Below are 23,130 nucleotides of genomic sequence, written 5' to 3'. Positions count from 1 at the left end.
TCTTGCCGGAGTTCCGATTACTAGATGCCCTTTAGAAGATATGCGATCATTATAAAAAGCTGCTCTCTCATGAGAACAGCTAAGTAAAGCTAAAATATGAGTTCGAAATTTTCCGATTTAGCCCTTAGGTAATTACGATTGAATGATAAAGTCATCAAGAATGTCTTTTACGCTGCTGGCAAAGGAATCTGCGGCACCCCAATCAAAGTTGAAAATCATCCCTTCTGAACTTCCTGTGGCTATTGATCTTACGTCCGTTTGTCCATAAATATTATCGATTATTACGACGAGTGCCACCCTATTCTTTACACGCATATAATATTTTTCAAATATTAATGTCCCGATGTAATTTCCATTACCTAAATCATGAATTTCCTCATGTACAAGATCAGCATCCACATTTTGCTTGACTATATCCAATGCTTCGATGGGAGACATACTAACCTTGAAATTATAAGTACTCATCAATGTTCCTCCTTTGAATTTAGAAGAAGCCTTCTAATTAATTTAATATTCGCGTCTTGACTCAAGCTTAGAATTATCAACATTGGTGGTTAACCAACTTTGATAATCATACATGTGCTCACCCCATGAGCATATAATTCATTATTTTCCCCTATTATGCGACCTTCAACAGTGGCTAGCTTTCTTCCTATATGGATAGGCTTGGCCTCACAACGCAAAAGTTTACTTTCTGCATTGACTGGTTTAATAAAATTAACCTTAACTTCAACTGTCGAGCAGGTTATGTTATGCGGAAGTGTTGTGAGTACCGCAGCGGTCATGGTGGTATCCAACAAAGTGGAAAGAATTCCTCCATGTACGGTGGATTTTGGAAGGTATCATTATGGCACTTCACATCTTCGGTTTAAACATCTATTAATTCAGTTTTGATTTTATACTATGTTCTGACTTTGTTTTATTGGCGTTTGCCCTGACCTTTCCTGATGTTTAGTATACCCTCTTCCGGTATTTTACTCAACCCTCAAATCTGATCATCACTGACCTTCGGATAACATTTTAACTGATTTGAAGTTTTTAACTACTTAAAGGTTAATATTTCGTCTGAAAGATCTCTAGGATATAACCGATCAAGCTGAGGCAATCGGTTATATCCTATATTTATCTCTCCCTTCTATGGGAACCCAGAATAATGTCGCTTCTACGATGTTATATTATTGTCTACTAAATTACCGTTCATCAATAGCTTTAGGAATACTTCAACAATAACAGGATCAAATTGTTTTCCCGAACATGCTTTTAATTCTTCAATTGCCTCTTCAACACTAACGGCAGCTTTGTATGGTCTAGTATTCGTCATGACATCAAAAGAATCAACTATGCTTAATATTCTTGCCATCTTTGGTATCTGTTCGCCCTTTAAGCTATTAGGATATCCCTTCCCATCATAACGTTCATGATGAGAAAGAATATATTTGGCGATATGCGACAGTTCCGGCGTTGACTCAGCAATACGAAAACCTATTTCCGAATGTTTTTTCATGATATCCCACTCTTCAGCGGAGAGCTTGTCCGGTTTCATTAATATATGATCTGGAATCGCAATTTTGCCAATATCATGGAGCATTGCAAACAATGCTAATTCATCAAGTTCGTATTGCGAAAATCCCATTTCCTCACCAATTTTCACGCACATAATTTTCAATCTCGCTGCATGTTCTTCTGTTTCTTGATCTTTTTCAAAAAGGGTTCTTTCAAGGGATAAGAGCGTTGAACTTCTCAGGCTTGTACTTTCTAAAAGTTTATTTTGGTACATTCTTTCTTCAGCAATTTTAATAATATCTTTACTTTTGTAATTACCATTCTTTTCAGCGCTGCCAATTGCAATACTTAATTTTACAGGAAGATTCGGGGATATATTTCTACATTCGCTTTTAATCTTTTTTATAATTTCTTGACAATACGATTGATCCTTATCTTTAATGAGAATAATAAATTCATCTCCACCCCAACGAGCGATAATATCACTCACTGAGCAACTTCTCTTAAGGATCTCAGAAATTTGACACAATAACTTATCACCCTGATTATGTCCATAGGTATCATTAGTATATTTCAATCCATTTAAATCCCCCATTAGGATTTGATATTTAGATTCTATGGATCCATCGAGACTTTCAAGTACTTTCTCCATATACGCTCTATTTTTTAGGCCGGTTAACTTATCAGTATAACTTAATATATACAATTCTTGCTCAATCCGTTTTTGCGTAGTAATATCTGAAAAAGTCCCCACCACACGTTTAGGCTTTCCTGAAGAATCATATTCAACGACTTTACCACGATTTAAGATCCAAATCTGTTCGCCATTATTTTTGAATACACTGTATTCTTCATGTAAATATTCCTTGTCCCCACGAATACACTCATCTAAGGCATTATTGATCGTTGATTCATCTACTTTAACTGGGCGGAAGTATTTTTTGTAAAGGTCGTCCTGATCAAGAGTTTCATCACCAACTAACCTTAACCACTCAGAATTGATATAAAGATTCATATCCTCAATTCTCAGATCCCAGAACCCATCATTGGTCGCTTCCATTGTTAACCTGAATCGTTCTTCTCCTTCTTCAATATCTTTATAAGCCATTTTAATTTCTTCAAGCATATGATTTATTGCTGTCGCTAACTTCGAGATTTCATCCTTTCCACTAAGTTCTATTCTTGACCATACGTCTTTTCTTATGCCTACCTCGTGGACAAAACTATAGAGCTTGCGCAGACGTTTAAGTATCGTTCGATCGATTACGAGTATGCAAATTAGGATTATCGTAAATAATCCTGCTAAAAACACCCATCTAAATAAATTCAGAGTTTTTATTCCCTGATCATAAATATTCCTTTCCCTCTTCATGGTTATTGAAATATCCGGATTTCCATTAAGATCTTTAACATAGGTAGTAGCCATTATCAGGGTTTGGCTTTTTTTAATAACTAAACCATCGTCAGAGGGTGTTGCTTGGCTTGGATTAACGCTTCCAATATCTATGGTCTCATGAGTAACATCATCCAGATAATTCAAGAAGCTTTTATCTAAGTATTGCCCAATAATAAGATAGCCGTCGGCAGGAGGTTTCTCATTAGACTGAGTAATTGAGGAAATAAGAATAATCATAGGTCGGTTCGAAACCATAAGCATGCCTGCAAGGACGTCATTTCCTTGAATACCCGATAATTTTTTTTGACTTTTATTGATGTAACTAATAATACTTGAATCAATTGAAGTTTTAACACCATTCTCAAGATCATAACCTTTAGCGTAAATAACCTTTCCATCATTATTTAAAAACATCATCATATTAAGTGATAAATCAGTAAATGTTGAATTCTGTAAATTGTTATTAATATATGCTTGATTATCGTCCCTGATAAAATTGAATGTGTCATCCCATTTTGCCCAATCTAGGAGGGTGCTTTTTAAAGAATTCTGTCTTGAGTTTAACATAATAGAAATGCTTTTATAATTTTGCTTTATGATTTGATCTTCTTGACTTAATAAGTTATCGATTAAAAACATTCTAATTGCACCTAACATAACTAGAGCAACGGCCAGTGCACCTGCAGTAATGACAAAAAATGTCTTAAGTCTAATCCCCATAACCCCTTACCTCTTCTCAACACGCATCCCTTGGTATTACTTACAATCTAATCATGGCTTTGATCAAAATATGAAAACATTTGTTCCTTGACATACAATATTCGACGCAATTCGATTGTACTCCTTCAATAACGTGCTAGCAATTTCTCTCTTTTAATAAGTAATATATTTTCTACAAACATTTCATAGCGTTTTTAAGTTTATCACATCTAAGAAAAACTCCGCATAGCAAACCGCTGAACCAGAAAGGTTCAGCGGTCTTAGAGATGATTTATTAATTTTGGGATATTTCGTTTATCTGAAAATACGAACATTTGGATTTTCTACATCCGTGAGGGTGCCGCGAACTGTGGTTACAAATAATTGCCTTACTGGGTACTGGTAAAACAATATCAAAATACTCCTTGACTACATTGATCGCTTCACTTAATCCGGTTCTGACAAAGTTCTTGCAGCAACAAGGACCAGTTTCATCAGCAATTCTTGCAACAATTCTCCCAGCAGCTCTCATAGTCATTGCCGTTTCTTGGTCTTTAGGACAAGCCGCATCTAATAAGACGCTAAAACAGGCACCAATAGCCGGAACAATTCCACAGACTCCCGTCAGCCCGCAATAACCTCCAATGGCTTGTTTCTTCGTTCGATTCAAGGATTCCACAATTTGTTCATTTGTAACCCTGATCGACCCTTCATTCTTAATTGCTGCCATCAAAGCTCCTGCAGCAATCCAAGCATTTTCACAACCGAGCATAGGTATATTACGCTGTGTCATCAGAGACTCAGCTATTTCCAAAGGGTTTGTTGAGTCGGTACTCAAAACAAAGTCTTTGACAGCTGACCAAAGGCCCTTTCCGTGACATTCATCGCAGACATAGTGTCCATCGGGACAGAAGATGTTGGCTATTTCAATTTTGCCGCATTGAATGCAAGCTAGTTCCCGCCCTGAATTGGTATATTCTAATGGACCTCCGCAAATTTGGCAGTTCTCGGTTTGAGTTTCATTGTGCTGACCAACACTGGATGAACTGCCTCAGCAATCGCTGGAACCTGAGAAGGCTGTTTTGTTAATATCCATCATAATGCTCCTCTCCCGCTGCTTATATCACAATTATAGTTGATCGAGGATTTGAATACAACTTAGTATCCAGTCATTTTTAGTGAGTAACGCTATTATTATGACGTCTTCATTTTTGTAGTTAGTCTTGAACCCATAACTGATTATGTGTACCTTTTTGTATAGCTGTTACTGCCGCTGTCACAAGAATTATACCCATTACGGCGGGGGCGAAATGTCCCAGAGATACATACAACTCGCCGCCAAGAATAGGCCCGATTATTCGTGTCAAAGCCTGAACGGATTGACTGCCTCCCTGAATCCTGCCTTGTTCCTCAGAACTGACAGCACTGGAAAGTATCCCATTGACAGACGGACCAAAAATGGCATCTCCAAAACCGTATACAATTGTACCTGCAATAAAAAATGGAAAGGATGAGAATATAACAGATACTGCAATGAGACCGTAAGCTATAGTTTCAGAGAGCATTCCAAGAACTGCTATTTGCGATACTTTGAGTTTAATCAAGAGCTTGGGCATTAGAAGACTTTGAGTAATAATATCCAGGGCGCCGAGAATAGAGAACATAACTCCTATTATCCAGGGTCCCCATTTAAAGGTATCTTTGGCTAGTTGAGAAAATAGGGCTTGAAGAGAACCGGAGGGTACACCGAGCAAGAAGATCGCAATAAAAATCCATTTTAGGTTTTTTATAGATAATATACTTGCTAATTGAGTCAATGGATTCAACCTCGCAAAGGAGATTTTCTTCAGTCTGCGGTCTTGGCAAAGACTTTCAGGCATATAAAAGGCCCCATAGACAACATTTAACAATGTTATGATCGCTCCAAAGTACACGGGAGTAGAATAGCCAAAATTTGCAAGCAATCCGCCTAGACTAGGTCCGATGATGGTGCCTGCTCCAGCAGCTGCGCCAGCCCATCCGAAGTATTTTGTTCGCTGATCCGCTGGCGTGATATCGGCAAAATATGCTAAGATGGTGCTTATATTTCCGCCTGTAAGCCCGTCTATTATGCGCCCTAGAAACAATACCCAAAGAGCGCCGCCGATACCAAAAATCAGATATCCGGCAGCGGAGCCCAACAGGCATACTAAGAGTATCGGACGGCGACCGTACCGATCACTCAAAGCTCCAAGCGCGGGAGCTGCCAGAAATACGCAGATTGCATAGATGAAAGTCAGCAGTGCAACAGCCATAGCCTGATTTCCAGCATTCTTAAAAAAGGGTTGTACCAAAAATGGAACAACAGGTGTTGTAAGTCCGAAGCCTATACCATAAAGAAGTACGGAAATTAGACCGAATATTAAAGCATTTCTATTAACGATTTGTTCAATAGGTTGTGTATTAATTAATTTAAATCTGCTCATTAAGATTTCTCCTCACTAAACTATTTATGTTTCCGTGGCAACATAGATAGTTTAGTTCAGTATTGTTTCCTTGTCAATAATAATGTTTCCTGGTAAATAATAAAAGAGGAGGGTATCATGCGCTGATGTTCCAGCGTTTTGATACCCTCCCTTTTAGGATGTTTTTATACCACCCATTATTCGAAATCATTTCGATTTGCTATATCTTCTTCTTGCTTCTTTATTTCCGCATCCAAATGTCTTCGATACGTCTCTACGAAACTAAGCATCATATCAAATTGTTCCTCAGTTACCTGCTCAAATACGACTTTATCCCGCTCATGAAACTCTTTATGAAGTTCCTCGTGCACGTTATAAATTTCCTTCCCTCTCTGAGTCAAGCGAAAATAGATTTCTTTCTTATTAACCGGCTTCTGGTAGCTTTCGATAACGCCTTTGTTTATAAGTTTCTTAGCTATTTTACTTATGGCTCCCCTAGTCATATAAAAGGACTCCGCAAGTTTTGTCACGTTGGAATCCTCATTTTTTCCAATGTATTCGATGCAATGTACTTCAGAAGATTTATAACCCTTGAGACTATCTTCCATCTTCCTATTAATAAAAACAATCTTGTTGTATAAGTCCCTCAAGCCCATTGTGAGCATTTCCTCTTTGGTCATAGTCATGGCCTCGTACCTCCATCCGTTGGTGCATTAACAATATTATATTAAACTTATGTTTCCGCTTCAACAATATTAATCTTATTGACATACATAACACATTTAATAATGCACCTGCGTTTTTTCTATAGCTGATTCCAGGATAAATCTGGGTTTTGCTTTTTCATTAAAGTTTCAGCTTTCTCTAAGCTCATTTTCAGCTACAAGTATTATCCTTTTACTATAAACTCAGGGAGGAAAAATGTTGTAACAAACTTAGAAAAGAATTTGTATTGGCTTTCATTTTGAACGCAAAGCAAGATTAGGATCGACGATTCAATTGTTATTCACTTCAAAAAAGCCATATCCTATCCCTGCAAATTTAAATTAAAAAATAATTAATACGAGGTAAATAATGGATAAGAGAACGGAATATTTGGATATTGCCAAAGGTCTGTTAATCATCAGTGTCATATTAACCCATAGTCCTTGGCCTTATGCACCGTATATGTATTGGTTCCACATGCCGGCGTTTTTTATAATCAGCGGATTATTATATCGAGATGGAATTGATTTCAAAAGACAATTCTTCAAGTTCTATTTACCATATTTCAGTTTTTCCGCGGTAGATATATTATTCAACTTTTTAATGTATCCTGGTATTGCTTCCTTAGGAAACTTTTTATCGTCCTTTAAAAACTATATTTATGGTGGAAAAGCAGTATGGGGCGTATTTTGGTTTATTCCAGTATTGTTAATCAGTAAATTTCTTTTTAGCAAATTAAAAAGTAACTTTAAGACGCCCTATGTAATAGCAATCCTCTCTCTTGGATATATTGCTGTTCATATATATTCAATAAAGGTTATACCTAATTCTATTGTTGATATAACTAAGCAGTATTGGTTGCCATTGGATATCGATGTAGTTCCTTTAGCTTTAGTATATTATGCTATTGGTTTTTACTCTAAAAACATTATACGATATTTAGTAACAAAAACCGCTATGTTTATTAGTGGAATCGCTTGTCTGTTGTTAACTTTTATTAATTTTGCTTTTAGAATTGATTTCTACATGAACATGAAAGATTCTTACTATAAATCTCTTATTTGGGATTTAATAATTCCTCTATGTTTTACCATCTTTATTCTAGCTATTAGCAATAATTTAGTTAAGGGAAAACTAAGAAATTTTTTAAATTATTGTGGTGTAAACTCCTTGATTATTATGTATTTGCATAGACCTATAGGAAACTTAACACTTAAACTTTTCCCTTCAGTGGGGTGGTTAGGATATACACTATGCGGATTATTTGTATCCATAGCATTTAATTTTATCATTAGCCAATCATTCTTAACTCAGATTTTATTTAAAGGAAAACTACCCAAATACAAACTGCGCTTATCATTTATTACTCATCAAGATTCTTTGACTATTCAACAAGCTCGTTCAAAAGTTATAACGCTGCATAGAACGGCTAAAACTGAAGTTTATCGCAAAGTAAATCAAAAACTGACAGTAGTCTCAATGGTGCCCCCTTTGTCTAGAGACTTTTGGAAAAACTTAAAAATAGGGAAAAAAAGTTACTATACTATGGGGTCCTGATTATAGGGACGATTACCTAAGAGCAAAATTCACTGCCTCTTTAGCATGAAGTTCAGTTGTGTCAAACAATGGAACGGTGGAATCCTCAGGTTTAACTAATAGACCAATTTCGGTACAGCCTAAAACAATTCCTTTTGCGCCCTGCTCAATCAAGTCCTGAATAATCCGCTTATAGTTAACTCTAGAGTCTTCTAGAAGATATCCTAAGCAAAGTTCGTTAAAAATCACATCATTTATGATTTCCCTATCTGTTTCCTGGGGAATCAAAACATTGATGCCTTGAGCCTCTAAACGCGACTTATAAAAATCTTGTTCCATGGTATATCTTGTTCCCAAAAGGCCAACAACATTAATTCCGTTCGAAATAAGTTCTTGAGCCGTGACATCAGCGATGTGCAATAATGGAATATGAATGCCTGCCCGAATCTCGTCAGCAACTTTGTGCATAGTATTGGTGCAAATGATAATAAAGTCGGCACCTGAAGCCTCTAAACTATGGGCAGCATTTGTCAGAATTCGGGCAGCCTTTTCCCATTCGTTATTTCTTTGACAGATCTCAATTTCCTCAAAATCGACACTTAAAAGAACGCATTTAGCGGAATGAAGACCTCCGAGCCTTACTTTAATTTCTTCATTAAGAATACGGTAATACTCGGAGGATGATTCCCAACTCATCCCCCCAATTAAACCTATTGTTTTCATTAATAACCTCCTTCATTAATATCCCTACTAGTTGGTATCCTTTCCGATATTACATAAACTGTTTTAAAGTTTCTCCAAGATATTTAATACCTTCTCTAATCCTCTCCTCCGGCATATTGGAATAATTGACTCTGAAGGTGTTCTCTTTTCCGCCGTTAGGAAAGAACGATCCTCCTGGTACGAAGGCAACTCTTTTTTCCAGACTTTTTTCCAAGACATCCCTGGCATTAATGTTCGCAGGCAGCTCTACCCAGGCAAATAAACCCCCTTGAGGTCTCGTAAAGGTTACTCCCTCTGGAAATTCCTTTTCCATGGCTTGAACCATAATAGTTTTCCGTCGTTTATAAACCTCACGTATCTTGGCAATATGCTTATCAATATCATACAACTCAAGGTATTTGGCTATTTCCCTTTGAGCAAGGGTATTACATTGCAAATCTGTCCCTTGCTTAACTAGGACATATTTTCTAATGACCGACTTTTCACCGGCAACCCAACCAATTCTATAGCCTGGGCAAAATGTTTTGGAGAAAGTTCCATAACAAAGCACACAACCTACCTGATCAAAGGATTTAACTGATGGCAAATTTTCACCTTCAAACCTAAGTTCCCCATATGGATTGTCCTCAATAATCATAACATTGTGCTTTGTTGCTGCATTAACTAGGGATTTTCGCCTCTCAAGACTCCAAGTCCTTCCCGTTGGATTCTGAAAGTCAGGAATGACGTAAATTAATTTAACCTTTTGAGTGTTTTCCAGAATCCTATTCAGTTCTTCCGGTATCATTCCCTCATCATCTGTAGGCACCTCGACGAAATTACAGCCATAGGCTCTGAAGGCACTAATTGCAGCAAGGTAAGTTGGACTTTCACAAAGTACAATATCTCCTTCATCGAGAAAAACTTTACCTGTTAGGTCAAGAGCCTGTTGTGATCCGTGAGTTATCAGTATATTATCGGTATCGAAGCAAGTCCCTAACCGGTGATTCATTCTTTGCGCTATCCATTGCCTGAGTGGGGTATATCCTTCGGTGGCTGAATATTGCAAGGCTTTTGCGCCTTCTTCCTCAAGCACAATTCTACATACTTCTTTAATTTCTTCTACAGGAAAAAGCTCTGGTGCAGGTAAACCACCAGCAAATGAAATAAACTCCGGTCTCTCAGCAACCTTTAAAATTTCTCTGATCTCAGAGGCCTTTATAAAGTCCATTCTCTTCGCATACTTAAAATCCATGCTAACTCCTCCTTCATCTCGCCTAAAATAGACCATTAGATTAAACGATTGGATTGATCTCCAGTGAGGGATAATCATCGCTGCAATTTTGTTCATCTATTAACTCTTTCATAGCTTCACACAACCTCTGAATCCCTTCCGTAATATTTTTAAGTTCTTCAAAAGTGAAGTTTAAACGTATAAAATCGTCACCGTGTTCTGAGGTAAAGAAAGGTGTTCCAGGGACGAAGACTACCTTACGTTCTGCCGCCTTAGTCATAAGTTTAGTCGCTGAAACTCCGATGGGAAGTTTACACCAAATATAGTAGCCTCCTCTAGGCATATTCCATAGCAAATCTGCCGGTGCATTTTTGGCCAAAGCATCGTACATTGCATTTCTTTTTTCCCGATAGTCTTTGCAAAGCCTGGGGATATGCGATTTAAGTCCCCCGCTTCTAATAAACTGTTCAATTATCCACTGTGATAAACTACTAGAATGCAAATCCATAATTTGTTTTGCGGCGGCGAACTTCTTTATAACCTTTTTATGCGCCGTCATCCAACCCAACCTCAAACCAGAATAAACAGTTTTGGAAAAGGTACTTAAGTAAATAACATACCCGTCATTATCCATTGCTTTCAGCAAAGGAAGTGAATGACCTTCATAACAAAGATCCCCGTAAGCATCATCTTCAATAATCAGAACCTTGTATTTATAGGCCAGTTCAATTAGTCGTTTCCTGCGTTCCAGCTCCATTTCAATCCCTGTTGGATTATGAAATGTTGGTATTGTGTAGATCAATTTGGGTCTGTACCTCTGTAACAACTGTTCAAGTAATTCGATTCTCATGCCCTTTTCGTCCATGGGAATCCCCATGACTCTGGCACCGACAGATTTGAACACCTGAATAGCAGGAAAAAATGAAGGTTCTTCAACGACAACGATGTCTCCCGGATCAAGGATTATCCTTGCAGCTACGTCCAAACCTTGTTGTGAACCCGAAAGAAGCATGATCTCATCATAATTGCAATAGACTCCTCGTTTTTGCATCAAACCGGCAATGGCGTCACGCAATGAGGTAAAGCCTTCGGTGGGAGAATGAAGTAAAGCCTTAAAATTTCTTCTTTCTATTAATTCTTTTTCGATACCAAGAAAAGCGTTTAGAGGACCAGTATCCGGAGAGGCCATCCCTGTGGCAAAAGAAATCACATCTTTTCTGCTTGCTAAGGTTAACAAGTCCTTTAGAATGTAGGAATCAAAATCATCTGCATGATGACTAAAAATTTGGTTCCATGCCGGTTCCTGTGAAGTGAAATCACTCAAGTCTGACTCGTCCTGAAGATAGGAAAGGACAACCGTTCCATTTCCAACATGAGAGCCAACCAGTCCTTCGGCTTTTAGTTCGCGATAGGCGTTCAAAATTGTTGTTCTATTGACGCCAAGACTTTGAGCCAACTTCCTTTCTGGCGGAAGCCTGAAGCCAGGGGTTAGCTCACCAGATATAATCATCCGACGTATCTGCTCGGAAATCTGAAGATAAACAGGCGTATGATTTTCTCTATCAATGATTAGTCTCATGCCAAATCACCTCATTGGATTCATCCAATTTAAATTATTAACCCAAAAACGCCAATAATCAACAACCAATAAACTATATTTTTACTCAACCAATTGTGAATAACACGCTTTAATTAGTTTGAATTGAATAGTAAAGTAAAAAAGAAAAAACCTTGGTTCCGTAAAGGAATCCAAGGCTTGATCGAACTAGAATTTATAAATTGACTCGTTATTAAGTTGCAGCAAATATCTACCATTGCTGCAACAAACTACTCAAAAATATGTTAATCGAAAGATGAAGTTATGTCTACAGCTCGAATATATATCTTTATATGTCTTGATATTTCTTGGACAAAATTAACCGCATTTTTGCAGAGTTTTTTCGTCTCGGCTTAACTTAATGATTACATTAGTGTTCGTTTCAACAGGCTCCGGAAGCATAACGTATCCCATTATCATTTCCATGAACCTCTTGCAGACGTTTCTTTGTTCCTCTGTGCAACCAATGCCTTCCAACTCCTTGGCGCTTAACTTTACTCCAAGAGCAGCGGCATTACAATAATAATAGGGTCCGTCGATATTCATTCCTTCATTAATATATGGACACATTTTAATTCCCCCATTGATATTAGTATTTGGTTTGAGCTCAAATTACTTGCTACTAGTTTGTCGCACAATTCACAATTGTTGATTTTGTTTGTGATTGTGATTACATTCACTATGTAAACTATATCATACTGTTGTTATTAAGTCACTATTTTTTGCTAGGCATAAATATTACTAATCTCAAAATTTTATCTAGCCGAAAGAATTTGCTTTAATAACTATAGATCTTGAAACCCGATTAGGGCCAGGCAGATCAAATTAATCGCCAGACCGTACTTAAAACTATCGAACAATCTGGCGATTACTGTTTTCAAACTTACAAACGTCACAGCGTAACCATAAACTGCTTTTTATGACGCTTTGAGTTTCTTCATAAGCAATAGATTCAAACTCGCAGATAAGATCTTTCTTAATCTGTTTTTTCACCTTCTCTTAGAAGATAATTCCTTAAATTTTCATTAGTTATGGAACTTCTTCGCGGGGATAACAACTTGCAAAGTTCTTTTTCTGTTAATTTCGCAAATTCATAGTATATGTATTCGCTGTGTTTTGCGATGGCTGAGGCTGAACAAATTTTATTTTATCTATATCATTTGATGTATTGATAGTGATATTAAGAGATTGTTGTTTATCTCGCAGATTGAACATAGTTGGCTCAGCAAGACTAACCATCGTCTTTGCGGAAACCAATCCGTAAATCACATTGTTAAGAGCTGCGGAATAATGAGTTTTTGTAAAGCGAAGCTTTTTAAAAAAGCCAATCTTTTGTCCTCCCGTATAAAGAATTCCCCATGTTAACATGGAAGTGATCAGGCCTTTAGATAAGTAATGATCCTTACCCGTCTTTTTAAGCATAAATATTGTTGGTAATCCAAAAATAGCACCAACTGAAAAGTGCAGCAGTTCGCCTAAGAGAAAATTTTTTCGCTGATTTGTCCTAAAAGGACTTACAAAAAATTGTCCCGCTAAATGACCATATAGTTTCTCAGTACCCCCAACTTTGAAAATTAAGGCATTTGATATATCCATACAAAGGGTCCCAATAAAACCTCCAAGAAGCCCTGTAACAATTGAATCTTTTGTTTCAATCTCAAAAAGTGACATTTCTAAACCCCCCTTTATTCCATTTATATATAGCATTTCCTTCTGCATCTATATTATTTTGTCACAATATCCCAAAGTCACCCACCCCTAATCTTAGTAAAGGGCAAATATTATTATAAAAGATTGTAGGCCATTCTTCCTGTATCAGCGTAGCAGGAGTAATAAATACTCAGTCTCAGTTAATAGGCCATAAATATCCATTAATTCCAACAACCTTATAATGATTTACAAGTTGTCATTATGTTATCCTTTGTTATATCCTTTTAAGGACAAGTTTTTTCTGGGAGGTTAACATGATGAAAAGAATAATAACATTAACTATAACCGTCTTGATAGGTATATTAGCTATGGTTCCAGTAGCAAATGCTTCAACAAATACTGCTCGTGCCGCAAAAGTTCAACGAGTTATAGCAAAATCAGAAAGTTTCATTGGTACAAGATACGTCTTAGGTGGGACAAGTTATTACGGTATTGATTGTTCCGGCCTTACAATGGACGCATACAAGGTTGCAGGAATCGCTCTCCCGCGGACAAGTTCCGGACAGTATAACGTTGGAACTTATGTCACGACAGGTCGACTTTTACTGGGTGATTTGGTTTTCTTTAGCTTTAATGCACGCCATACGATAACTCATGTTGGCATTTATCTTGGCAACGGTAAATTTATCAACGCTACAAGTCATAAAGGAGTAACCATCAGTCGCTTTAGCCCTTATTGGTGGAAAGCTTATGTTGGGGCTAAAAGAATAATCAGGTAATAACTGAAGGGGCCGTTGCAAAACGAACTAAAATAGTTCGCAAGCAACGGCCCTTTTTCTTACTAAAAATAGAAAACTGCGGGTCCCAAAGAACTCGCAGTTAGCGTATAATTTAAGTTATGCTAAAAACCAAATTACACACTAAGAATTATAACGAATTAGGTGGACACTATCAATTAGCTTTGCCATTTAATTTTAACGTGTTAATACCAGAGGATGACTCCGTTCGACTACTAAGCCACATTTTGGAGGGATTAAATTACGAAGCGTTGTATAAGGCCTACTCTTCCACTGGAAGAAAACCGGTAGTCGAACCCAAAATCCTGTTTAAAGTATTGACCTATGCCTATATGAATAACATTTACTCCAGCCGAAAAATTGAAGTCGCCTGTAAAAGAGACATTAACTTCATGTGGTTATTGGCAGGATGCAAAGCACCTGACCACAGCACCATTGCTCGATTCCGAAAAGACTATCTGAAGGAAGCCATAGAAGACCTCTTTTTCCAAATGGTAAAGCATTTACATGAGCTTGGTGAAGTAGAGTTTAAGAACCTCTTTGTCGATGGAACAAAAATTGAAGCCAGTGCTAACCGTTATACCTTTGTCTGGAAAAAAGTCGTTAACAAAAATGAGGCAAAGATGTTCTTGAAAATTCAGTCTTGTCTTGAGGAGATCAATTTGACCTATTTAAAGGACTTCAACGTAACCAAAGAGACGTTACTTAAGGATCTTAAGACTGCTATCTCTTACCTAGAAGAAAAATGTCAGCAAGAGCAGATTGAATTTGTTCACGGTATTGGAAAACGGAAATCAAAGCTGCAGAAATTTATAGAAAGCCTGAAGGAATTCTATACCCGGCAAGAAAAGTACAATGCACATCACCAATTCTTCGAAGGAAGAAATAGCTACTCTAAGACCGATCCTGATGCAACGTTCATGCATATGAAAGATGATCATATGCGCAATGCTCAGTTAAAGCCGGCTTACAATGTCCAGATTGGCGTGGAAAGCGAATATGTAACAGGGGTTGGGATCTTCCAGGATCGTAACGACATAGCCACATTAATTCCTTTTTTAAATATGCTTGAATCAAAACTACAGGCGCATTATGAGAATGTTACCGCAGACTCTGGTTATGAGAGCGAAGAGAACTATCTTTATCTCGAAGGAAAACATCAGACCTGCTACATAAAGCCACAGACCTATGAACAATGGAAAAAGAAGAGCTTCAAAAAAGATATTAGTAAGCGAGAAAACATGGCTTACAATGCGGAAATCGATGAATACACGTGTCATAATGGAAAACAACTCAAACCCGTTGGAATCACTCATCGAACATCAGCAACCGGTTACCAGTCCGAAATAACAGTCTATGAATGTGAAGACTGCAGTGACTGTCCGTGTAAAAGTCGCTGTACAAAAGCTAAAGGCAATCGACGAATGCAAGTATCCAAAACGTTTGTGGCCAAACGCCAGATCTCGTATAGAAACATCACAACCAAAGAAGGAATACTGCTAAGAGTAAATCGGTCCATACAGGTTGAAGGAGCCTTTGGGGTCCTCAAAAATGACTATAACTTCAACCGCTTTCTAACACGAGGCAAAAACAGTGTGAAAACTGAATTTATGCTGCTGTGTTTTGGGTATAACGTGAATAAACTTCACTCTAAAATACAAAATGAACGAATTGGGAAACCCCTTCATCCACTAAAAACCGCATAAAAAGGAGAGAAAAACGGCCTAATCCTGAAGGCTTATTTTGTTATACTCAAATTTAAGAAGAAAGTAGAGATTAAGCATTTCAATCAAACCAATAAATATCTTTCAAGGGAAAAAGAAAAAGGGAGCATCGCTTGCTACTTTAGAAAAGTAGTTTTGCGACACCTCCAGGTTTTAACCTCTTCCTGTGAAGGTGTATTGAAAATCCCTATTACTGATGTATTTCTGCTGGTACTTACAGTTCGTACCAAGAAAGTATTTTGAAAATGGTAACAGACTTAATAACTGAACCAACTTCACAGTTAATGCAATCGTTAATATATAGATGAGTAAGCTTGATGCCAAGAAATCTTTTATGGGATACACCTTGTTTAATTCCATCGCTACTGCTTGAAGCACAATAACATGTGCTAAATAGGCCGAATAGGAGTACGGAGAAGTTTCTTTGAATAAACGATATAGTTTTGGTTTTTGGTTTGCAATGTAACAGGCAGAACAATATGACATTAGGATAGAAAAAAGCATGTATGAAACTTTTAGAAAACAGTATAGATATCCAGGCATAATATACTTATGTCCGGGAAGATGAGGTGATATTTGAGCGAAATACATATAGAGCATCAACAGTATATATGAAAATAATATTTGTTTTCGATAACGTTGGAGCCACGATAAAAAGCGGGAATATCCGAATATAATATAAGCCCCTACAACGAAGTAAATTGAGTACAACAAGGGTGTTCGGTCAATAAATTTTTGCTCGTTATTTGTAGGGGTTGTAAAAATGATCTTACCAATTAATAAAGTAATTCCATTATTCCTCAGAAGTATTATGTATAACACAAAAGAAATTAATAGGATACCCACTTTATATAATTTAGGCAGTTTTATAATCCGTTTGGACAGCCATAATAACAGCGGAAAGAACAAGTAAATTGTTAAAATCATTGACATGTACCATAGATGGTACCGTCCGGTACCGGCGGCCAATTGCCCTAGGAAATGATCAAAAGAAGACTGTCCGTACTGTTTGGCATCGATTATATTAATAATAGACCAAATTACATAGGGCAGAAAAATATAAAGGATCCGTTTTTTATAAAATGTTAGTTTATTCATTGGTTCAGTATGACTATAGAATAGACTGATCGCAGTAATCATCACAAACATGGGTACAGCGGGTTGAGCAATAACATAGAGCAAACTTAGAATCAGTGATTCCGAAAAACTTGCCCCTTCCCGCCAGGCATATGCCCCAAAAATGTGCTGGGCAACAACAAATGCAAAGCCAATCATTCTTAGGACGTCTAATTCTTTAATATGTTCTTTGTTCATATCTAACCACTTTTCTTTAAAACCTGAGGGCGACTGGTTTTTAATTTTACTTGGTTTGATTTCTTACTTGAGGATATAATCATAAATTATAAATTCAGTGAAAAACAAACCAAAATCTATTTTAACATATAATTTGTTAACGATGTCTAAACTGATTCACTTTTTATATTGGCAAAAAAAACCGCCGTTAAGGATTTCAAACCTTTCGTCGGTTTACTTTTTTCGATTTAGCACCTTTTGGATTTTAAGCAAACAACTCTATGGCTTTTCTAGCGATTCTTTCACCAAATATGTTTGCCCGTTCTTGTTGACCATCAAGTAGACCAACATACCTTTTACCAACATCTCAGCAATCATTGAGAGTTCCGCCACTTCTGCTCCGCCATCTACATGCTTTGCAGTAGCAAAAACAGCACCGGGTTTTCCTCCGATATTTTTAGCCGTATCTAACCATTGCTTTAGTTGTCCTGCAAAGGTTACCGCAAAACGTTTTAGCACCATTTTCAGGATGTGGAAATATAAAGCAATGTTATAACAAGGCTCATCTTCTCGTAAATACATAAAACAAGCCCCAATATCTCAGTCGATGAAATATCGGGGCCTGTAGTATTCAATAATCTTTTGTAATGATCTAAGTGGAAACACTTCGCCATCAGCTAATTACCGCCAAAGTAGACCAATATTCCTTAGATTGAGTAATGTCTCCATTTATTGCTTTGGTTACATCGACCCCAACCGTTTTATTATCTATTTTAGTCTTCTTCATCATAATGCACGACCTTTCTTAGAGATTATTTTAGTGAATCATTATTATTTTGCAGCGTGGTTAACTAATGTTTCATTTGATTCTTTGACATTAATATACACAGGGCAGCCCATAATATACATTAACAATTGTTTTTTCATTTTTAACACCTCCATCTTTTACTATTGTGTGAAAAATTTTAAACTCCATTTGATCGATGGCTACTATTTTGTTTCTGTAATTATAATAAATCATATTCTACTATAAGTAAAATATATAATTGTAATTCTATGCATGAGAAATATAGATACGGAAAGGGAGGCTGTTATGATTCAGCCTCCCTTTTGTTAAATAGGGCCTTATGAAAACCAGTTTTAGTTCTTTCTAAAGCAGCAGAACTCTTTGCTAGGATCAAAAATCATACGAGAACACCTGAAGTTCTTTATGCTTTGGGAATTATTTACGACTCAAGATTTCAATCAAGCCTTGACCGCCATCTACTATCACCCTGTCTCCTGTTTTCAACCTACTGGTTGCGGTTCCGCAGCCCACGACTGCCGGAATGCCAAGCTCTCGTGCAACAATGGCAGCATGTGACAAAGGAGCTCCTATATCGGTTATGATTGCAGCGGCTTTAGGAAAAAGAGGAGTCCAACCTACATTGGTTGTTGAAGTAACAAGAATTTCTCCTGGCAGAAATGACTCTGTTTCTGCAAAGCTCTCTAGTAGACGAACATTTCCTTCAATCTTCCCCGCGGCTCCAGGAAAACCTTTTATGACCTGTGGGTTTTCATCGCAGGGCAAACGTTTCGTTCGAGGACCAAAATAATCGATCCGACGATCCTCTTCTCTTGCCCACATAAAGGGGTCAAATCGCCCTCTGATAAATTGAGGCATAACAGGGAGAGTCTTGTAAAGGTCGTAATTTTGCTGGCGAACAACTAAATGTCTAAGCATTGAATCATCGCCTCTGAGTAAATCCGGCACTTCAAAACAGTATAGGAAGAAGACATTATCAATTTGCGTAAGTTCTCCAAGTTTGAGCATGAAACAACGTATCACACGGAACGTTTTAACAAACTCGGAACGCAACGATTCTCTATCCTGTGCTGTTAGTCTTATTTTAGAAAGATTCTTTTCCAACCATTTTCGTTTTGCCGGATAACGCAAATCAAACCGTTCTTTTGCCTGTCTAAACTGCTCTTGTTGCTTTTGTAAGAGTTCTTCGACATCAACGCCGGATTTTTTATATTCAGTAATCTGCTTATCAAGGTATTCTTTATCTTCTATCGGATATGGAATTGACATTTCAAATTCATGCGGGCTGCGGTGACCATACTGAGCCATATAATCTTCACGGCTCAGCTCTCCCTTAGTAATTTCCATGATCCCCATTAAAGGCCCCAGGCTTTCTAAACCATGATCTCCTCGAACATTTGAAAGCAAACGATTAGCCTCTTCCTCGCCTACCATTTTAATGAGTCGTTTACGGAGGGTTACTAGTGTCGTACTGCTTGCTCCTCCGAGCCACGCATTCCAAAGTTTAGACACGTAGGGCCTTATTTCGTTTAACCAAAGATCGAGCAATTGCTGACGCGAATTGAAATCATCGATCTGTTTGAGGACCTCATTACACCATCGCTGGGTGAAATCGAGATAATATTGTTTGTTTTTTTGCGCCTCTTTTATCCGTTTGACGTTCTTCTTACCTCTTTGTATCAATTCCTTAATTAAGGCGACTTTCTCAAAAGGATAGAGAGGTACCTCGATATCGTTGGGGATGTTGCCGAAAACATCTCCTATTAATTGTTTACCCCAATTCAGACTAAGACCAAATTGCGGCATAATCGACAACAGCATACTGACATTTGTATAAACCCTGCCGCAAATATTACCAGACCATAAATAATATCCGGTGATTCTTTGGCATTCTATATCAAGCTCCCGAATCAAACTCCAGGTAAAAGGAGTCATGACATCGGGTATTGCTTCTCCGACGTTATTGTTAGTCCACAAGAAATCCCCATCAAGACTTTCGTTAATTTCGTAGCTGTCGTAATTGATGGTGCGCAAGCTGGTAACAGGCCGAGATTGAAGGATATACAATTTGTCCTTTGCCAAGGCCCACTCAATATCCTGCGGTCCGTTATAATCATTTTCCAAGTTGTTGGCATATCTAAAAAGCTCTTCCGCATATTGTTTAAATTCCTTTGGACCATCATACTTGCCTTTTGGCCTCATTAATCTAAAGGGATTGGCATTAGCCTCGCCGGAAACGAGCTGCTCACCCAAACCATGGACATAGTTTCCCGCCATACTGGTATGACTCCCAGTAATGGGGTCCGCCGTAAACAAGACACCTGAAAGTTCCGACGGCACCATTAATTGAACGACTACGGCTATTTTATGCCTTTCCTCGAACCCATGAACTGAACTATATACTTTGACACGCTCAGACTCTGTAGACTTAAATACCGTATGAATTGCGTCACGAACCTTATCTGCTTCAACATTGAGAACAGTTTCGAATTCCCCTGCAAAAGAAGCTAAAGCCGAATCCTCGCTCAATCCGGAAGACCTTACGGCAAAAAAAGCCGATCCTCCGGAATTCTTAATAATGTCCTTGAGGTAAGCCTCTATCTCCTGCCAAGCGCTGTTATCCAGACCTTGTTCGTTAAAGGCTGAGGGCAAAATTACAAAACCTTCCGGTACCGGATAAACACCTTGAAACATTCGTGCAAGCATAGCGCCTTTTCCACCGGCAGCAGAATAAAATTCAGGAGTTAATTCATTAAAATGCTTCACGAAATTTCCCATAAAATCACTTCCTTAAGTGTTTATTTGTAAAAGGCAATTTCCAAATACTTTAGATAAACATCCAATTCCTTTGATATTTCTTCATAATCCAAATCAGTGAGATGTTGGGATTTAATCTTTGCAAGTATTTGGTTGGAGTAACCCTCTATTGTCCAAATTACAATGTTTTTTGTCTTGTCGATTTCAAAAGTGTCTTTGAATTTATCGACATCAATATCCCGAAAAAGTTTAGCGTAATTATCGTTTAATATTTGCTTGTTTTTTTGCTCTAAATCATCTTTAATTTCCTGCGCTTCTTCAAGAACAGCAGTATAAAGAAAATTATATATTTCCGGGTATTTTTTTATTAGGCCGATTTTTAATAAAGCCATCTGACGGATTCTCTTAAAAATATCTTTCTCTAGCAAATTAATTCTTGCAAAGAACTCCATGGTAAATGTCTCTAGGGAGTAATTATATAAATATAAAAATAAGCTTTTTTTATTTGTAAAATAGTGAAATAATAAACCTTTCGATATACCGGCTTCTTTAACAATTTCGTTGGTTGAAGCATTTTTATAACCTTTTAAAGCAAATTCTTTCATTGCAGCATTTATAATACGATCTTGCTTAAGTTTATCTAACTCTAAAAATTTTAACATTCATTCTTTCCTTCTTTTTAGTAATAATACATTGACCACATAGGTCAATCTAAGTATAACGCAATTGACCAGTGTGGTCAATTGCGCAAACGAAAAATTTTTATAGATCAATTTATTATTCCTAGAGATCTTATAGTTTTGAATTATTCATTCAAACTCTAATTATATTAGTCTAGTCCTTAATTTTGAATTTAGTTTGGAATTGAAGTTTAGTTATTAAGTTAATATGGCTGAATACTTAGATAATTTTTCTAAAAATTTGTCATGGGTTTTACTCACAAATATTAATGATGTTACTGATCCTAATAGGGACATAATCATATCCCATTGGGTATCCCAGACATCACTTGAGTACCTAAAAAGGCATCAGCAGCACTGCAGGTAGCCTCTGCAGGTGTGGTTTTTTAAACCCTATACTTATTTCGAATCAGAGCCAATTCTTTACGACGTTTAATAAATTCTTGTACTTGATCTTTTAACCAAACTTGAAAATGTTCTTTTAAATGATCTTTGCTAAAGCGAGCTGCAGATGGTCCAAATTCCCAAGTCAAGGAATTGCCATCATCGGCAGGTAAGATCTTTGCTTCTTGGCCGCAGATAGGACACAACGCATGATTGGGTGTAGGAAACTTCCATAAATCAGACCAGCAAGTAGGACATTGTCCTGATTCTGGTTGATGAGGTATGCCAAATAAAGATTGACCGATAAGCTTGATTCTCTCCCTCCCCTCCGGATCAACCAATGTTTCACCGGGCAAGGCACCGATAAACATATGAGCATCTTTTACCTCCAGCCCCATAAAACGAGCATTGGCAATCATGGCAGAAAGGGTATATCCTTCCCAGCACCTGATGCCTGCGGTACCGATAATTACACAGGGTTTTCCCCAAATTTGATCAATCTGTTGTGCAAGAGCAATAATACGGTCACCGAAGATTTTTGTAATTCCAGCCGGGCCCAAAGCATAGCACGGCGAGGAGAGTATAACTCCGTCAGCTTCTTTAATCCGGTCGAATAAAGAATACAAATCATCATCCAGAGGACAGCGCTTATCCTTTCCTAAGCAGGCATAACATGCTTTACAGGGCATAAGCTTGAGATCTGTCAACTTAACAAGTTCTAACTCCGCTTCCTCCCCAACTGAAGCAGCAGCTTCTTTAATAAGAATTTCTCCATTCGCTAGTTTGCGCTGAGAAGCTACAATTCCTAATATTTTTTTCAAAGTGATCTCTTCCTTTATCTTAAATGTTTTATGATCTTAAGTTGAATCTTTACTAAATTATACCACTTATTTAAGCTGATTTCGGTATTACAAATAAATGGATTCATGAAAACAATGATTCTGGAGAATCTATTAAAGAATCAAAATTAAGGAGGAATTCACATGCCAGTTAAGAAAATGCCTCAACCTAATGGTGGGATTAAATGTGTTGTTAACACCTGTCATTATTATGGTTCAGGAGATCATTGCCATGCTGAGAAAATTGAAGTCCAATCCCCCAATGCAACGACACCAGATATGACGGACTGCGCTACTTTTCGTGCAGAGTAATCCCATTTAACTACTCCTTATAATTTCCTAAAGATAAGGGGCCGTTGCAAAACGAACTAAAATAGTTCGCAAG

General features: G+C 37.5%; 19 protein-coding genes and 3 pseudogenes. 4 read left to right on the top strand and 18 right to left on the bottom strand.

Annotation, left to right across the window (positions count from 1 at the left end; all coding sequences use genetic code 11):
- Window positions 1-132: 132 nt before the first annotated feature.
- The 6 genes and pseudogenes from DESACI_RS11530 to DESACI_RS11505 form a co-directional block, all read right to left on the bottom strand.
- Window positions 133-465: a DUF6054 family protein gene (locus tag DESACI_RS11530; RefSeq protein ID WP_014827373.1), complete on the bottom strand. Its 333-nt coding sequence runs from the start codon at window positions 463-465 to the stop codon at window positions 133-135.
- An 89-nt stretch (window positions 466-554) separates the two neighbouring features.
- A pseudogene (locus tag DESACI_RS11525) lies at window positions 555-818 on the bottom strand (PaaI family thioesterase); the annotation flags it as partial.
- A gap of 344 nt (window positions 819-1,162) precedes the next feature.
- The gene (locus DESACI_RS23090; RefSeq protein WP_014827372.1) at window positions 1,163-3,619 is read right to left on the bottom strand and encodes an HD domain-containing phosphohydrolase; all 2,457 of its coding nucleotides are present in this window, start codon (window positions 3,617-3,619) and stop codon (window positions 1,163-1,165) included.
- Window positions 3,620-3,893: 274 nt separating this feature from the next.
- Window positions 3,894-4,646: pseudogene (locus tag DESACI_RS11515) on the bottom strand (DUF5714 domain-containing protein); the annotation flags it as partial.
- A gap of 169 nt (window positions 4,647-4,815) precedes the next feature.
- Window positions 4,816-6,063 carry an MFS transporter gene (locus DESACI_RS11510; protein WP_014827371.1) on the bottom strand — a complete coding sequence of 416 codons (1,248 nt, stop codon included), beginning with the start codon at window positions 6,061-6,063 and terminating at the stop codon, window positions 4,816-4,818.
- 176 nt (window positions 6,064-6,239) lie between these two features.
- Window positions 6,240-6,722 carry a MarR family transcriptional regulator gene (locus DESACI_RS11505; protein WP_041276447.1) on the bottom strand — a complete coding sequence of 161 codons (483 nt, stop codon included), beginning with the start codon at window positions 6,720-6,722 and terminating at the stop codon, window positions 6,240-6,242.
- A gap of 394 nt (window positions 6,723-7,116) precedes the next feature.
- Here DESACI_RS11505 and DESACI_RS11500 point away from each other — a divergent pair, with 394 nt between their 5' ends.
- Window positions 7,117-8,304, top strand: a complete 1,188-nt coding sequence (locus tag DESACI_RS11500; protein ID WP_014827369.1) for an acyltransferase family protein — start codon at window positions 7,117-7,119, stop codon at window positions 8,302-8,304.
- A gap of 12 nt (window positions 8,305-8,316) precedes the next feature.
- On the opposite strand, the gene DESACI_RS11495 is transcribed toward DESACI_RS11500, so the two are convergent.
- The 6 genes from DESACI_RS11495 to DESACI_RS11475 all read right to left on the bottom strand — a co-directional run bounded on the left by DESACI_RS11495 (window position 8,317) and on the right by DESACI_RS11475 (window position 13,535).
- Window positions 8,317-9,006, bottom strand: a complete 690-nt coding sequence (locus DESACI_RS11495; RefSeq protein ID WP_014827368.1) for an aspartate/glutamate racemase family protein — start codon at window positions 9,004-9,006, stop codon at window positions 8,317-8,319.
- 49 nt (window positions 9,007-9,055) lie between these two features.
- Complete coding sequence (locus DESACI_RS11490; protein WP_014827367.1) at window positions 9,056-10,240, bottom strand: aminotransferase-like domain-containing protein; 1,185 nt, start codon at window positions 10,238-10,240, stop codon at window positions 9,056-9,058.
- Between the two features lie 40 nt (window positions 10,241-10,280).
- Complete coding sequence (pdxR, locus tag DESACI_RS11485; protein WP_014827366.1) at window positions 10,281-11,798, bottom strand: MocR-like pyridoxine biosynthesis transcription factor PdxR; 1,518 nt, start codon at window positions 11,796-11,798, stop codon at window positions 10,281-10,283.
- 336 nt (window positions 11,799-12,134) lie between these two features.
- A complete protein-coding gene (locus DESACI_RS11480; protein WP_014827365.1) occupies window positions 12,135-12,386 on the bottom strand; it encodes a hypothetical protein in 252 nt (83 codons plus the stop codon).
- Window positions 12,387-12,665: 279 nt separating this feature from the next.
- Window positions 12,666-12,809, bottom strand: a complete 144-nt coding sequence (locus DESACI_RS24535) for a hypothetical protein (RefSeq protein WP_158310172.1) — start codon at window positions 12,807-12,809, stop codon at window positions 12,666-12,668.
- Window positions 12,810-12,893: 84 nt separating this feature from the next.
- Window positions 12,894-13,535, bottom strand: coding sequence for a hypothetical protein (locus DESACI_RS11475; protein WP_242833040.1), 642 nt, complete (start codon window positions 13,533-13,535; stop codon window positions 12,894-12,896).
- 245 nt (window positions 13,536-13,780) lie between these two features.
- Between DESACI_RS11475 and DESACI_RS11470 the strand changes: the two genes are divergently transcribed.
- Window positions 13,781-14,245, top strand: coding sequence for a C40 family peptidase (locus DESACI_RS11470; protein WP_014827363.1), 465 nt, complete (start codon window positions 13,781-13,783; stop codon window positions 14,243-14,245).
- A gap of 119 nt (window positions 14,246-14,364) precedes the next feature.
- Window positions 14,365-15,969 carry an IS1182 family transposase gene (locus DESACI_RS11465; protein WP_014825273.1) on the top strand — a complete coding sequence of 535 codons (1,605 nt, stop codon included), beginning with the start codon at window positions 14,365-14,367 and terminating at the stop codon, window positions 15,967-15,969.
- A gap of 171 nt (window positions 15,970-16,140) precedes the next feature.
- Here the strand turns inward: DESACI_RS11465 and DESACI_RS11460 are convergent, their stop codons facing one another.
- The 6 genes and pseudogenes from DESACI_RS11460 to DESACI_RS11440 form a co-directional block, all read right to left on the bottom strand.
- Window positions 16,141-17,301, bottom strand: a complete 1,161-nt coding sequence (locus tag DESACI_RS11460) for an acyltransferase (protein ID WP_014827362.1) — start codon at window positions 17,299-17,301, stop codon at window positions 16,141-16,143.
- 258 nt (window positions 17,302-17,559) lie between these two features.
- On the bottom strand, window positions 17,560-17,862 hold the full coding sequence (locus DESACI_RS23085) for a flavodoxin family protein (RefSeq protein WP_014827361.1): 303 nt from the start codon (window positions 17,860-17,862) through the stop codon (window positions 17,560-17,562).
- A gap of 640 nt (window positions 17,863-18,502) precedes the next feature.
- Entirely contained in the window at window positions 18,503-20,863 is a 2,361-nt protein-coding gene (locus tag DESACI_RS11450) for a PEP/pyruvate-binding domain-containing protein (RefSeq protein WP_014827358.1), read from the bottom strand.
- 20 nt (window positions 20,864-20,883) lie between these two features.
- On the bottom strand, window positions 20,884-21,504 hold the full coding sequence (locus tag DESACI_RS11445) for a TetR/AcrR family transcriptional regulator (RefSeq protein WP_014827357.1): 621 nt from the start codon (window positions 21,502-21,504) through the stop codon (window positions 20,884-20,886).
- 216 nt (window positions 21,505-21,720) lie between these two features.
- A pseudogene (locus DESACI_RS25175) lies at window positions 21,721-21,896 on the bottom strand (DUF2238 domain-containing protein); the annotation flags it as partial.
- Between the two features lie 12 nt (window positions 21,897-21,908).
- Window positions 21,909-22,727 carry a flavodoxin family protein gene (locus DESACI_RS11440; RefSeq protein ID WP_014827356.1) on the bottom strand — a complete coding sequence of 273 codons (819 nt, stop codon included), beginning with the start codon at window positions 22,725-22,727 and terminating at the stop codon, window positions 21,909-21,911.
- A 162-nt stretch (window positions 22,728-22,889) separates the two neighbouring features.
- Here DESACI_RS11440 and DESACI_RS23640 point away from each other — a divergent pair, with 162 nt between their 5' ends.
- Complete coding sequence (locus DESACI_RS23640) at window positions 22,890-23,057, top strand: DUF1540 domain-containing protein (protein WP_014827355.1); 168 nt, start codon at window positions 22,890-22,892, stop codon at window positions 23,055-23,057.
- The last annotated feature ends 73 nt before the right edge of the window (window positions 23,058-23,130 follow it).

Origin of the sequence: Desulfosporosinus acidiphilus SJ4, assembly GCF_000255115.2 — a bacterium.
GTDB lineage: Bacteria > Bacillota > Desulfitobacteriia > Desulfitobacteriales > Desulfitobacteriaceae > Desulfosporosinus > Desulfosporosinus acidiphilus.
This window is presented reverse-complemented; position numbering and strand designations above follow the sequence as displayed.

Bases quoted from the DNA above. Each gene is read 5' to 3' on its own strand.
- pdxR (WP_014827366.1), bottom strand. From the start codon at position 11,798: ATGAGACTAATCATTGATAGAGAAAATCATACGCCTGTTTATCTTCAG.
- DESACI_RS11505 (WP_041276447.1), bottom strand. From the start codon at position 6,722: ATGACCAAAGAGGAAATGCTCACAATGGGCTTGAGGGACTTATACAAC.
- DESACI_RS11510 (WP_014827371.1), bottom strand. From the start codon at position 6,063: ATGAGCAGATTTAAATTAATTAATACACAACCTATTGAACAAATCGTT.
- DESACI_RS11465 (WP_014825273.1), top strand. From the start codon at position 14,365: ATGCTAAAAACCAAATTACACACTAAGAATTATAACGAATTAGGTGGA.
- DESACI_RS11445 (WP_014827357.1), bottom strand. From the start codon at position 21,504: ATGTTAAAATTTTTAGAGTTAGATAAACTTAAGCAAGATCGTATTATA.
- DESACI_RS11450 (WP_014827358.1), bottom strand. From the start codon at position 20,863: ATGGGAAATTTCGTGAAGCATTTTAATGAATTAACTCCTGAATTTTAT.
- DESACI_RS11480 (WP_014827365.1), bottom strand. From the start codon at position 12,386: ATGTGTCCATATATTAATGAAGGAATGAATATCGACGGACCCTATTAT.
- DESACI_RS23090 (WP_014827372.1), bottom strand. From the start codon at position 3,619: ATGGGGATTAGACTTAAGACATTTTTTGTCATTACTGCAGGTGCACTG.
- DESACI_RS11530 (WP_014827373.1), bottom strand. From the start codon at position 465: ATGAGTACTTATAATTTCAAGGTTAGTATGTCTCCCATCGAAGCATTG.
- DESACI_RS11490 (WP_014827367.1), bottom strand. From the start codon at position 10,240: ATGGATTTTAAGTATGCGAAGAGAATGGACTTTATAAAGGCCTCTGAG.
- DESACI_RS11470 (WP_014827363.1), top strand. From the start codon at position 13,781: ATGATGAAAAGAATAATAACATTAACTATAACCGTCTTGATAGGTATA.
- DESACI_RS11500 (WP_014827369.1), top strand. From the start codon at position 7,117: ATGGATAAGAGAACGGAATATTTGGATATTGCCAAAGGTCTGTTAATC.
- DESACI_RS11495 (WP_014827368.1), bottom strand. From the start codon at position 9,006: ATGAAAACAATAGGTTTAATTGGGGGGATGAGTTGGGAATCATCCTCC.
- DESACI_RS11475 (WP_242833040.1), bottom strand. From the start codon at position 13,535: ATGCAGAAGGAAATGCTATATATAAATGGAATAAAGGGGGGTTTAGAA.
- DESACI_RS23085 (WP_014827361.1), bottom strand. From the start codon at position 17,862: ATGTATTTACGAGAAGATGAGCCTTGTTATAACATTGCTTTATATTTC.
- DESACI_RS11460 (WP_014827362.1), bottom strand. From the start codon at position 17,301: ATGAACAAAGAACATATTAAAGAATTAGACGTCCTAAGAATGATTGGC.
- DESACI_RS23640 (WP_014827355.1), top strand. From the start codon at position 22,890: ATGCCAGTTAAGAAAATGCCTCAACCTAATGGTGGGATTAAATGTGTT.